The organism is Streptomyces viridifaciens (genome assembly GCF_001888885.2).
In the GTDB taxonomy this organism is placed as follows: Bacteria; Actinomycetota; Actinomycetes; order Streptomycetales; family Streptomycetaceae; genus Kitasatospora; species Kitasatospora aureofaciens.
The window spans coordinates 4,837,128-4,849,719 of the sequence record NZ_CP090841.1 but is presented as its reverse complement, the minus strand read 5'-3'; the positions used below and the strand labels follow the sequence as shown (position 1 = coordinate 4,849,719).

Below are 12,592 nucleotides of genomic sequence, written 5' to 3'. Positions count from 1 at the left end.
TCCGACGGTGCACCCGCCGGCCCCGGCTGGCATTGGCCGGGCGGCTACCCGGCCGCGACCGTCTCGGCCGGTGCCGGGTGGCCGTCCGCGATGAACGCCTGCCAGAGCCTGCTGTACGTACCGCCCAGGGCGAGCAGTTCGGTGTGCGTGCCGTCCTCGACCACCCGGCCGTGGTCCAGCACGACCACGCGGTCGGCGCGTTCGGCGGTGGTCAGGCGGTGGGCGATGACCAGGGTGGTGCGGCCACCGCTGAGCCGGTCGGCGGCCTGGTTGACCGCGGCCTCGGTGGCCAGGTCGAGCGCCGCGGTGGCCTCGTCCAGCAGCAGGATGTCCGGGTCGACCAGTTCGGCCCGGGCCAGCGCGATCAGCTGGCGCTGGCCTGCCGAAAGGTTTCGCCCGCGGCCCGCGACCTCGTGGTCGTAGCCGCCCGACAGTCGGACGATCATCTCGTGGGCGCCGACCGCCCGGGCCGCCGCCTCCACCTCGGCCGCCGAGGCGTCCGGTCGGCCGTACGCGATCGCCTCGCGGACGGTGCCCGCGAACAGGTACGCCTCCTGGGGCACCACACCGAGGCGGTGGCGGTACTGGGCCAGGTCGTAGCGGGTGAGGTCCACGCCGTCCACCCGGACGGTGCCCTCGGTCGCGTCGTAGAACCGGGCGACCAGCTTGACCAGCGTCGACTTGCCCGCGCCGGTCTCGCCGACCAGCGCCACCGTCTGACCGGCGGGTATCCGCAGGTCGACGCCGCTCAGCACGTCCGGGGCACCGTCCGCGCCGCCGTTGTAGGCGAAGCCGACGCCCTCGAAGCTGATCTCGCCGCGCAGCGCCCCGGTCACCGGGACCGGGTCGGCCGCCTCCGCCGTGGTCGTCGGGGTACGCAGCAGTTCGCGGATCCGGCCGAGGCCGACCGAGGCCTGCTGGTAGCCGTCGAACACCTGGGAGAGCTGGTTGACCGGGGCGAAGAACAGGTCGATGTAGAGCAGGTACGCGACCAGCGCGCCGACCGTCAGCGTCCCCTCGTCCACCCGGGAGGCGCCGACGATCAGCACCAGTGCGGCGGCCACGCTGGAGAGGAACTGGACGAACGGGAAGTACAGCGAGATGTAGAGCTGGGCGCGGACCCGGGCCTCGCGGTAGGCGATCCCACGGGCCACGAAGCGGTCGGTGTTGGTGTCCAGGCGGCGGAAGGCCTGGACGATCCGCATGCCGGCCACGTTCTCCTGCAGGTCGGCGTTGACCGTGCTGATCAGGTCCCGGGAGCGCTCGTACTGGTCCTTGGACTTCTTCCGGAACACCAGGGTGGCGATCACCAACAGCGGCAGCACGGCGAAGACCACCAGGGCCAGGCCGGCGTCGATGATCAGCAGGGCCACGAAGATCCCGGCGAAGGTCAGCAGGCTGACCACGGCGGTGACCATGCCGGTCTGGAGGAAGGACGTCAGCGAGTCCAGGTCGGTGGTCATCCGGGTCATGATCCGGCCGGTCAGCTCGCGTTCGTAGTAGTCCAGGCCGAGCCGGTTGAGGTGGGCGAAGATCTTGAGCCGGAGGGTGTACAGCACGCGCTCACCGGTACGGCCGCTGACCCGGTTCTCGGCGCTCTGCACCAGCCAGTCCAGCAGGACGATGACCAGTGCGGCGACCGAGGCCACCGCGACGCCGGACATCAGGCCCTTGCGGACGCCCTCGTCGATGCCGTGCCGGATCAGCACCGGCAGCACCAGCCCGGCGGCCGCGTCCAGGGTGACCAGCAGGAGGGCGACGAGCAGCGGGCCGCGGAAGGGGCGCAGCAGGCGGCCGAGGCTGAAGTCCGGGTCACCGGCCTCGGCTTCGGCGCGCGGCACGGCGGGGACGTCGGCGGCCGGCGGGAGCTCGGCGACCTTGGCCAGCAGGTCGGGGTCGGCGGTGCGGGCCGCCTTGGCGAGGGCGGGCGTGGGGAGCTCGGGGATCTTCTGCTCGGAGGCCTTCCGCTCGGACCGTCCGGCTCGCACGGGCTGTTCGCCCTGCGCGGGCTGCTCGGTCTGCGCGGGCTGTCGTGCGGGCTGTTCGATCTGCGGGTTCCTCGGGTTCTGCGGCTCGGTGGTCCGGTCGGCCTCAGCAGTCCGGTCGGCTTCGGGGACCCGGCCGACATCGGGGGCCCGGCCGGCCTCGGGGGCCCAGCCGGCCTCGGGGGCCCAGCCGGCCTCGGGGTCGGTGATCAGGGCCCGGTACTGGGGACATCGGGCTTCGAGTTCCTCGTGCGTACCGAGGTCCAGCAGCCGGCCGCGGTCCAGGACGGCGATCCGGTCGGCGAGCTGGAGGGTCGAGCGGCGGTGGGCGATCAGCAGGGTGGTACGGCCGGTCATCACGGAGCGCAGCGCGTCGTGGATCTCCGCCTCGACCTGTGGGTCGACGGCCGAGGTGGCGTCGTCCAGCAGCAGGATCCGAGGGTCGGTGAGGATCGCCCGGGCCAGGGCGATGCGCTGGCGCTGACCGCCGGAGAGGGTCAGGCCCTGCTCGCCGACCTTGGTCTCGTAACCTTCCGGCAGCGCGCGGACGAACTCGTCCGCCTGTGCGGCGCGCGCGGCGGCGACGATCTGCTCGTCGGTGGCGTCCGGGCGGCCGTAGGCGATGTTGGTACGGACCGACTCGGAGAAGAGGAAGCTCTCCTCGGGGACGATGCCGACCGCCGCGCGGACCGAGTCCAGGGTGAGGTCACGCAGGTCGTGGCCGTAGAGACGGACGGTGCCGGCCGCCGGGTCGTAGAAGCGGGGCACCAGCTGGGCCACCGTCGACTTGCCGGAGCCGGACGCGCCGACGAGGGCGAGGGTCTCGCCGGGGGCCAGCTTCAGGCTGAGGCCGTGCAGGACCGGGGCGGGGTGCTCGGGGTCGTAGCGGAACTCGACCTGGTCGAACTCCAGGGCGACGTCAGGGGTGCGGGGACCGGCCGAGCCGCCCTTCGGGGCGTCGGCGGCGGCGCTGCCGTCCTGGGTGAGGTCCAGGCTCAGCGCGTCCGGACGCTCCTGGACCATCGGGCGCTCGTCGATCAGCTGCAGGACGCGCTCGACGCCCGCCCGGGCCTGCTGGCCGACCGTGATCACCATGGTCAGCATCCGCACCGGACCGGTCATCTGGGCGACGTAGGTGGAGAAGGCGACGAAGGTACCGAGCGAGACCCTCCCGTCGACGGCCAGCCAGCCGCCGAAGGCCAGCACGGCGACCTGGGCGAGGGCCGGGATCGCCTGCATCGCCGGGTTGTAGCGGGCGTTGAGGCGAATCGACCGGAGCCGGGCGGCGAACAGGTTGCGGGAGGCCCGCTCCAGCTTGTCCTGCTCCTGCGCCTCCTGGCCGAAGCCCTTGACCACCCGGACGCCGCCGATCGCACCGTCCACCACGCCCGCGACGGCGGCGGCCTCCTGCTGGGCGGCCCAGGTGGCCGGGAACAGGCGCTTGCGGCTGAGCACGCTGACCCACCACAACGCGGGCGCCATGACCAGGGCGATCAGGGTCAACGGCGCGGACAGCCAGACCATCACGCCGACCGACATCACGAACATCAGCAGGTAGCCGGTCATCATCGGCAGCATCGAGAGCAGGCCGTTGATCAGCTGGAGGTCGGAGGTCGCGCGCCCGACCACCTGGCCGGTGTCCAGGCGGTCCTGGCGGTGGCCGTCCAGCCGGCCGAGCGAGCGGAACAGGTCGCTGCGCATGTCGTGCTGGACGTCGAGGGCCAACTGGCCGCCGTAGTAGCGACGGGCCTGGGTGCAGCCGAAGACCACGACGGCGGCGAGCAGCAGCACCACCGCCCACGGGGTCAGCGAGCGGGTGTGGGCGACGATGACGTCGTCGATGATCAGCTTGGTGACCAGCGGCACCAGCGCGGTGACGGCCATGCCGAGCAGCGAGGCGCCGAAGGCGAGCAGCAGACTGCGGCGGGACCGCCAGCTGTAACCGATCAGGCGGCGCAGCCATCCGTCGGCCTCAGCGGGCCCGTCACCGGGCTTCGCGTTCTCGCTCTGCTCGGCGCGCCTCGCGTCGGCAGCCTGCGGGCTGTCGCCGGGGCCCTCCGCGTCGTGGCCGGGGGCCGGCGGGCCGCTCGGGGATTGCTCCACCATGGATCCGTGAGTCTCGGGCATATTTAGGGATGCTAACCATTTCGTCGGGTGACCGCCATGGCTTTTCCGGTCGCCCGAGGCGGTCGGGGCTGGTTCCCGGGCGGCCCGGATCGTCCGGTCCGGCGGACTGGGCAACAGCGCGCCGCCTGCGGTGATTCCCGGACGAACAGGCGCGACCCACCGGTCCGCCCCTGTTCCCAGGATCGCCGATCACCCGCCGTACGCCCAGCGGCCCGGGGGCGGGCGGGCGCCGTCCTTTTGGCCTAGGGCCGACGGCGGGCCTGCGTTCGGGGAGCGCCGGCGTTCCCGAACGCTCGGCACTCCCGACTCTCAACGCTCCCCGTACTCGGCGCTCCCGACGCCCGGCGCTCCCGACGCTCGGCGCTCCTTACGTCAGCATTACCGGCCGTCGGCATCAGGCGGATCCGGACTCCGGACCGGTCACCCCGGAGCCGTCCGCAGCGGCCACGCCGGTGGCCGGGGAGACGCCGGTGGCCGCGGAGACGGCGGCGGCCGCGAAGGCTCCGTGAGCGAGGGTGTGCAGCAGCGCGGCCATTCCGTCGCGCTGCAGACCGGTGCGCTCGCCCTGGGCCGGGTTCGGGCCGAGGCTGTGCGGGGTCGAGTTGATCAGGCCGAAGACCGCGTGCACGGCGGCCCGCGCCGTCGGCTCGGCCGCGGGGGCGGCGAGCGACGGGTGGGCCTGCCGGACGATGTCCACCCACAGCTCGACGTAGCCGCGCTGGAGCCGGCGGACCGTGCGCCGGTCCTCCTCCTTGAGGTTCAACAGCTCGCGGTCGTGCAGGGTGATCAGGTCACGGTCGTTCAGTGCGAAGTCGACGTGGCCGCTGATCAGTGCGTCCAGCGCGGCGGCCGGGCCGTCGCCACCGCCCGCCCGGCGACGCCCCTCCTCCAGCAGGCGCTCGCTGATGCCGATCAGCAGGTCGGCCAGCATGGCGTCCTTGCCGGCGAAGTGGCGGTAGAGGCCGGGGCCGCTGATGCCGACGGCCTTGCCGATCTCGTCCACGCCCACACCGAGGAAACCCCGGGCGGCGAACAGTCGGGCTGCCTCCCGGCGGATCTGGTCGCGGCGTGGGAGCGCGGAGGCTGCGGGGACGTTCGGCATGCTGCCCATCGTAGACAGTCGAGTTATCGGCCGTTAACCTGGCCGCGTAAGTTAACGTTAATTAACGTGGGGATCAGGGGCGAACCGCACTCGGGCCCGCCCACCTGCTGCCGAGGGCAAGGGAGCTCTTGGGAATGGTCATCTCAACCACCGGCGCGCCCTCCGGCGTCCGGCTCAACGCAGTGACCGGCACGGCGACCGCACCCGGTGCCGCACCGCCGGCAGCCGCCGCCCCGGCGCCCCGGCTCGGCACATCCGCCGATCCGGGCTCCGCGGCCTACCGGGCCAACACCGAGGCGCATCAGGCGCTGGTCGCCGAACTGCGCGCCAAGCTCGACGCCGCCGCCCTCGGCGGGGGCGCCAAGGCCCGCGCCCGACACACGTCGCGCGGCAAGCTCCTCCCCCGCGACCGGGTGGACACCCTGCTCGACCCGGCCTCGCCGTTCCTGGAGCTGGCCCCGCTGGCCGCCGACGGGATGTACGACGGGGCGGCTCCCGCGGCCGGGGTGATCGCCGGTATCGGCCGGGTCGCCGGACGCGAGGTGGTGGTCGTCGCCAACGACGCCACCGTCAAGGGCGGCACCTACTACCCGATGACGGTGAAGAAGCACCTGCGCGCCCAGGAGGTCGCGCTGGAGAACCGCCTCCCCTGCATCTACCTGGTGGACTCCGGCGGCGCCTTCCTCCCGATGCAGGACGAGGTCTTCCCGGACCGCGACCACTTCGGCCGGATCTTCTACAACCAGGCCCGGCTCTCGGCCGCGGGCATCCCGCAGATCGCCGCCGTGCTCGGCTCGTGCACGGCGGGCGGCGCGTACGTCCCGGCGATGAGCGACCAGGCCGTGATCGTCCGCAACCAGGGCACGATCTTCCTGGGCGGGCCTCCGCTGGTGAAGGCCGCCACCGGCGAGGTGGTCACCGCCGAGGAGCTGGGCGGCGGCGAGCTGCACTCCCGCACCTCGGGCGTGACGGACCACCTGGCCGAGGACGACGCCCACGCCCTCTCCATCGTCCGCACCATCGTGTCCGAGCTCGGCCCGCGCGCGGCCAAGCCGTGGCCGCTCACCCCGGTCGAGCCGCCGGCCGTCGACCCGGCCGGCCTGTACGGCGCCGTCCCGGTCGACCCGCGCACGCCCTACGACGTGCGCGAAGTGATCGCCCGTCTGGTCGACGGCAGCCGCTTCGCCGAGTTCAAGGCCGAGTACGGCGCGACCCTGGTCACCGGTTTCGCCCGGATCCACGGCCACCCCGTCGGCATCGTCGCCAACAACGGCGTGCTGTTCTCCGAGTCGGCCGTCAAGGGCGCCCACTTCATCGAGTTGTGCGACCAGCGCGGCATCCCCCTCCTCTTCCTGCAGAACATCACCGGCTTCATGGTCGGTCGGCAGTACGAGGCGGGCGGCATCGCCAAGCACGGCGCCAAGATGGTCAACGCCGTCGCCTGCACCCGGGTCCCGAAGCTGACCGTGGTGATCGGCGGCTCCTACGGAGCCGGCAACTACTCGATGTGCGGCCGGGCCTACTCACCTCGCTTCCTGTGGATGTGGCCGGGCGCCAAGATCTCCGTGATGGGCGGCGAGCAGGCGGCCTCCGTGCTGGCCACCGTCCGCCGCGACCAGCTCGAGGCGCAGGGCGAGGAGTGGCCGACCGAGGCGGAGGAGGAGTTCAAGCGCCCGGTCCGCGAGCAGTACGAGCGCCAGGGCAACGCCTACTACGCCACCGCCCGGCTCTGGGACGACGGTGTGATCGACCCGATGGACACCCGCACGGTCGTCGGCCTCGCCCTCACCGCCTGCGCCAACGCCCCACTGGCACCACCCGCCCCGTACGGCGTCTTCCGCATGTGACGCCGCACGCCCGGCTGTCGCCGGTCGGGTGCTGCCGCCGGTCATGTCGGCCGTCACCGGCTTCGCCTCGTGACCGCCTGCTGTGACCCCTCTCCGCATCCCTCCCTTCCGGGGGTGACTCCCGGGGGCGCCGGTCCGACGACCGGACCGGCGCCCCGGCCGCCCACCGCCACCGCCACCGCCACCGCCTTCTTACCGCTCCCCCTTCCACGGCTCCCCTCGACCGGAGGAACGCCTCCCATGTTCGACACAGTTCTGGTCGCCAACCGCGGCGAGATCGCGCTGCGGGTGATCCGCACCCTGCGGCGGCTCGGTGTCCGCTCGGTCGCCGTGTTCAGCGACGCGGACGCCGACGCACCCCACGTCCGCGAGGCCGACGTCGCGGTCCGCCTCGGCCCGGCCGACCGCAGCGACAGCTCGGCCGCCGAGACCTATCTGCGCACCGACCAGATCCTCGCCGCCGCCCGCCGCACCGGTGCCCAGGCCGTCCACCCCGGCTACGGCTTCCTCGCCGAGAACCCCGGCTTCGCCCGCGCCTGCGCCGACGCGGGCCTCGTCTTCATCGGACCACCTCCCGGTGCCGTCGAGCTGATGGGTGACAAGATCAACGCCAAGGAGGCCGTACGGGCCGCCGGCGTTCCGGTGGTCCCCGGCAGCCAGGCCACCGCGCCCACCGACGAGGAACTCGTCGCCGCCGCCGACGAGATCGGCTACCCCGTCCTGCTCAAGCCCTCCGCCGGTGGTGGCGGCAAGGGCATGCGCCTGGTGCGGGACCCGGCCGACCTGCCCACGGAGATCGGCGCCGCCCGCCGCGTCGCCCGGACCGCCTTCGGCGACGACACCCTGCTGCTGGAGCGCTGGGTGGACCGACCGCGCCACATCGAGGTGCAGGTGCTCGCCGACGCCCACGGCAACACCGTCCACCTCGGCGAGCGCGAGTGCAGCCTCCAGCGCCGCCACCAGAAACTGATCGAAGAGGCTCCCTCCGTTCTCCTCAATACCGAGACCCGCGCCGCGATGGGCGCCGCGGCCGTCCGCGCCGCGGAGTCCTGCGGCTACACCGGGGCCGGCACCGTGGAGTTCATCGTCCCCGGCATCGACCCGGACGCGCCCGCCTCCGCCGCCGAGGGGGTGCGGGACTTCTTCTTCATGGAGATGAACACCCGCCTCCAGGTCGAACACCCCGTCACCGAACTCGCCGTCGCCGTCGGTCCGGAGGCGGCCCGACTGGACCTGGTCGAGTGGCAGCTGCGCGTCGCCGCGGGCGAGCGGCTGTCCTTCACCCAGTCCGACATCTCCTTCCTGGGCCACGCCATCGAGGCCCGCATCTGTGCCGAGGACCCGGAACGGGACTTCCTGCCCACCGGCGGCCGCATCCTCACCCTGGACGAGCCGCGGGGCGAGGGCATCCGCGTCGACTCCGGGGTCGCCCCCGGAACCCTCGTCACCAGCGCCTACGACCCCATGCTCGCCAAGGTCATCGCGTACGGGCCCGACCGCCCGACCGCGCTGCGCCGGCTCCGCGCCGCGCTGGCCGACACCCGCATCCTGGGTGTCACCACCAACACCGGCTTCCTGCGCCGGCTGCTCGCCCACCCCGACGTCGTCGCCGGCCGACTGGACACCGGCCTGGTGGAACGGACGGCCCAGCAGCAGCCGGCCCTGCTCGCCGCACCCCACTCCCCGTCGAACGCGGCACCGTCGAACCCGGCGCCGTCGAACGCGCCCACCACGGCCGGGACCACGGCCCCCGCCGCACCCGCGGACGGGACCGACGCCCGGGCGACCGAACCCCCGTCACCTGCCCACCTCCTCTACTACGCGGCCGCGCTGGCGCGACACCTGGAACTCACCCCGGCCGCCGAACCCGGCGGCTGGACCGACCCGTTCTCCTCCCCCTCCGGCTGGCGCCTGGGCGGCACCCCCGCCTGGACCACCCACCGACTCCGTACCCCCGGCCAGGACCCGGTCTCGGTGCGCATCCGTTCGATCACTGCGGGCAACGTAACCGACGCCACCGACAATTCCCCCGAGCCCACCCGCGAGGTGGAGCTCCGGCTCGACGCCGGTCCCGTGCACCGGGCCCGTGCGACCCTGGCGGCGGACCGGCTGCACCTGACCGTCGACGGGCTGCGGACCACCTTCGCCCTGGCCACCGACGCCGCCCCCGGCCTCGCGGCCGGTCCGGTGACCTGGCTCGGCATCGAGGGCGACGCCTGGCCGATGCACACCTACGACCCGGTGGTCGAGAGCGCCGCCGGCGCCGCGGCCCACCACGGTGCCCTGACCGCCCCCATGCCGGGCACCGTCACGGTCATCAAGGCCACGGCGGGCGAGACCGTCCGCAAGGGCCAGCCCCTGCTCGTGCTGGAGGCCATGAAGATGGAACACGTGATCGCCGCGCCGCACGACGGCGTGGTGGCCGAGTTGCGGGCCAGCGCCGGCGCCACCGTCGCGATGGAGGACCTGCTGGTCGTGGTCACCCCGGCCGAGGAGGCCGCCGAGCCCGCGGAGGTGCGGTCGTGACGTCCCAGGAGAACACCGCCCGGGCCGCCACCGGCCAGAGGGGCACCGTCCGCGAGCCCGACGCCCTGGACCTCGGGCTGCCCGACCCGGTCCGCGCCCCCGGCCTGCCCGAGGAGGTCCGGATCCACGAGGTCGGACCGCGCGACGGGCTGCAGAACGAGGGCTCCCTGGTGCCCGTCGAGGTCAAGGCGGAGTTCATCGGCCGACTCGCCGCCGTCGGGCTGCGGACCGTCGAGGCGACCAGCTTCGTTCACCCGAAATGGGTACCCCAGCTCGCCGACGCCGAGGAGCTGATGCCCCGGCTCGCCGACCTGCCCGGGCGTCACCCCGGACTGCGGCTGCCGGTGCTGGTTCCCAACGAGCGCGGCCTCGACCGGGCGCTCGCCCACCACGCCACCGACATCGCGGTGTTCGCCAGCGCCACCGAGACCTTCGCCCGGCGCAACCTCAACCGCTCGGCGGACGAGGCCATGGAGATGTTCCGCCCGGTCGTGACCCGGGCCGCCGAGGCCGGGATCGCGGTCCGCGGCTACCTGTCGATGTGCTTCGGCGATCCCTGGGAGGGGCCCGTCCCGGTCGACCAGGTGGTCAGCTTCGGCGTCCAGCTGTTGGAGATGGGCTGCGCCGAGCTGAGCCTCGGCGACACCATCGGCGTGGCCACCCCCGGCCAGGTCCGCGCCCTGCTGGCCGGCTTCGCCCGGGCCGGCGTTCCGGTCGCCAGGCTCGCCGTGCACTTCCACGACACCTACGGCCAGGCCCTCAGCAACACCCTGGCGGCGCTGCGGGAGGGCGTCACCACGGTGGACGCCTCGGCAGGCGGCCTGGGCGGCTGCCCGTACGCGAAGAGCGCCACCGGCAACCTGGCCACCGAGGACCTGGTGTGGATGCTGCACGGGCTCGGCGTCCGCACCGGTGTCGACCTGCGCGCGCTGGTCGCGACCAGCGGCTGGATGGCCGAGCGCCTCGGCCGCCCGAGCCCCTCCCGCACCGTCCAGGCGCTGCTCGGCGCCTCCCGGGGCTGACCCGCTTCGCCCCGACCCACCGGCGCCGGCCGCCCGTTCGGTCCGGCCGGCGCCGCACACCACGTTCACCCGTCAATCACACCGTGCGACCGTCACACCGTCAGACGGCCGCCGGTCATCCCGCTCATGCCCGCGGCCACCCCGGCCGGGCACCAGGAGGATCAGATGCTCGACCACCGGCTCAGCAGTGAGTACGAGGAACTGCGGCGCACCGTCGCCGAGTTCGCCCAGGACGTGGTGGCGCCGAAGATCGGCGAGTTCTACGAGCGGGAGGAGTTCCCGTACGAGATCGTCAGCGAGATGGGGCGGATGGGCCTGTTCGGCCTGCCCTTCCCGGAGGAGTACGGCGGCATGGGCGGCGACTACTTCGCCCTCGGTCTCGCCCTGGAGGAACTCGCCCGCGTGGACTCCTCGGTGGCCATCACCCTGGAGGCCGCCGTCTCGCTCGGCGCGATGCCGGTCTACCGGTTCGGCACGGAGGAGCAGAAGCGCGAGTGGCTGCCCCGGCTGACCTCCGGCGAACTCCTCGGCGCCTTCGGCCTCACCGAGCCGGAGGGCGGCTCGGACGCCGGCGCCACCCGTACCACCGCGCGCTACGACGAGACCACCGACGAGTGGGTCATCAACGGGACGAAGTGCTTCATCACCAACTCCGGCACCGACATCACCGGACTGGTCACCGTCACCGCACTCACCGAACCGATCGCTCGTTCGAGTGAAGAGGGCGAATTCCGCTCGCCCGTGCGGGAGATCTCCTCCATCATCGTGCCCACCGGGACCCCGGGGTTCCAGGTCTCGAAGAAGTACTCGAAGGTCGGGTGGAACGCATCCGACACCCGCGAACTGTCCTTTACCGACTGCCGCGTTCCCGCGGCCAACCTGCTGGGCGAGCGTGGCCGAGGCTACGCCCAGTTCCTGCGGATCCTCGACGAGGGCCGCATCGCGATCGCGGCCCTGGCCACCGGCCTGGCCCAGGGCTGCGTCGACGAGTCCGTCAAGTACGCCGGCACCCGGCGGGCCTTCGGCCGCCCGATCGGTGCCAACCAGGCCATCCAGTTCAAGCTTGCCGACATGGAGCTGCGCGCCCACACCTCCCGCCTGGCCTGGCGGGACGCCGCCTCCCGGCTGCTGCACGGCGAACCGTTCAAGAAGGAGGCCGCGATCGCGAAGCTGTACTCGTCCGAGGCTGCCGTCGACAACGCCCGCGAGGCGACCCAGATCCACGGCGGATACGGCTTCATGAACGAATTCCCGGTCGCCCGCTTCTGGCGCGACTGCAAGATTCTCGAAATCGGGGAGGGCACGTCCGAGGTCCAGCGCATGCTCATCGCCCGGGAACTCGGCGTCACGTCGTGACGATCACTTACTGATGGTCACCTCCTGAGCCGGGCCACCGGGCAACTCACCGATCCGCGGCCCACGTTGCGGAGCGAAGACCCTCAGGGGATCACGATCACCGGGCGGTTGGCCCGCCGCGCCAGCCGCCCGGAGACCGAACCGAAGATCTTGCCGAGCAGGCCGTGCGTCGTGCCGACGACGATCGCGTCGGCGGCGTACTCGCGACCGACCTCCTCGATCTCGTGGCAGATGTCGCCACCGCGCTCGATCAGGATCCACGGCACCCCCGCGAGGAAGTCCGCGCAGGCGAGTTCCAGTCCGAGGACCTCCGTGCGGTGGTCCGGGAGATCGACGAAGACAGGAGGTTCACAGCCTGCCCAGACCGTGGCGGGCAGACGGTTGGCGACGTGGACGATCACCAGGCCGCACTGCGACCGGCGGGCCATGCCGACCGCGTAGGCGAGGGCGCGCTCGCTCGACAGCGAGCCGTCGAAGCCGACCACGACACCGTGCTGGAACACCGGATCCAGGGAGCGCCCGGGCGCTTCCTCCGCCGACGACTCGGTATGCCCGCCGACCGCGTCGGACGCCGTGTCCGGACGCTCGGCCCCGGGGCCGGGGCCCGTCACCGGAGGCTCCGCAGGG

7 protein-coding genes are annotated in these 12,592 nt (G+C 73.0%); 4 read left to right on the top strand and 3 right to left on the bottom strand.

Annotation, left to right across the window (positions count from 1 at the left end; translation table 11 throughout):
- Positions 1-44 precede the first annotated feature (44 nt).
- On the bottom strand, positions 45-4,091 hold the full coding sequence (locus tag BOQ63_RS28875; protein ID WP_150476160.1) for an ABC transporter ATP-binding protein: 4,047 nt from the start codon (positions 4,089-4,091) through the stop codon (positions 45-47).
- Positions 4,092-4,506: 415 nt separating this feature from the next.
- Positions 4,507-5,214 (bottom strand): SACE_7040 family transcriptional regulator, encoded by a 708-nt coding sequence (locus BOQ63_RS28870; protein WP_030290008.1) that lies wholly within the window; start codon positions 5,212-5,214, stop codon positions 4,507-4,509.
- A 134-nt stretch (positions 5,215-5,348) separates the two neighbouring features.
- Here BOQ63_RS28870 and BOQ63_RS28865 point away from each other — a divergent pair, with 134 nt between their 5' ends.
- The 4 genes from BOQ63_RS28865 to BOQ63_RS28850 all read left to right on the top strand — a co-directional run bounded on the left by BOQ63_RS28865 (position 5,349) and on the right by BOQ63_RS28850 (position 11,965).
- Positions 5,349-7,061 carry a carboxyl transferase domain-containing protein gene (locus BOQ63_RS28865; RefSeq protein ID WP_030290009.1) on the top strand — a complete coding sequence of 571 codons (1,713 nt, stop codon included), beginning with the start codon at positions 5,349-5,351 and terminating at the stop codon, positions 7,059-7,061.
- A 240-nt stretch (positions 7,062-7,301) separates the two neighbouring features.
- The gene (locus BOQ63_RS28860; protein WP_072655199.1) at positions 7,302-9,587 is read left to right on the top strand and encodes an ATP-binding protein; all 2,286 of its coding nucleotides are present in this window, start codon (positions 7,302-7,304) and stop codon (positions 9,585-9,587) included.
- 65 nt (positions 9,588-9,652) lie between these two features.
- The gene (locus tag BOQ63_RS28855; RefSeq protein ID WP_030290011.1) at positions 9,653-10,609 is read left to right on the top strand and encodes a hydroxymethylglutaryl-CoA lyase; all 957 of its coding nucleotides are present in this window, start codon (positions 9,653-9,655) and stop codon (positions 10,607-10,609) included.
- 165 nt (positions 10,610-10,774) lie between these two features.
- Positions 10,775-11,965, top strand: coding sequence for an acyl-CoA dehydrogenase family protein (locus BOQ63_RS28850; RefSeq protein WP_030290012.1), 1,191 nt, complete (start codon positions 10,775-10,777; stop codon positions 11,963-11,965).
- An 83-nt stretch (positions 11,966-12,048) separates the two neighbouring features.
- Here BOQ63_RS28850 and BOQ63_RS28845 read toward each other — a convergent pair whose 3' ends face one another.
- Positions 12,049-12,576 carry a universal stress protein gene (locus tag BOQ63_RS28845; protein ID WP_063737993.1) on the bottom strand — a complete coding sequence of 176 codons (528 nt, stop codon included), beginning with the start codon at positions 12,574-12,576 and terminating at the stop codon, positions 12,049-12,051.
- Between the last annotated feature and the right edge of the window lie 16 nt (positions 12,577-12,592).

Coding starts and splice junctions, on each gene's coding strand:
- BOQ63_RS28875 (WP_150476160.1), bottom strand. CDS start 4,091: ATGGTGGAGCAATCCCCGAGCGGCCCGCCGGCCCCCGGCCACGACGCG.
- BOQ63_RS28870 (WP_030290008.1), bottom strand. CDS start 5,214: ATGCCGAACGTCCCCGCAGCCTCCGCGCTCCCACGCCGCGACCAGATC.
- BOQ63_RS28865 (WP_030290009.1), top strand. CDS start 5,349: ATGGTCATCTCAACCACCGGCGCGCCCTCCGGCGTCCGGCTCAACGCA.
- BOQ63_RS28860 (WP_072655199.1), top strand. CDS start 7,302: ATGTTCGACACAGTTCTGGTCGCCAACCGCGGCGAGATCGCGCTGCGG.
- BOQ63_RS28850 (WP_030290012.1), top strand. CDS start 10,775: ATGCTCGACCACCGGCTCAGCAGTGAGTACGAGGAACTGCGGCGCACC.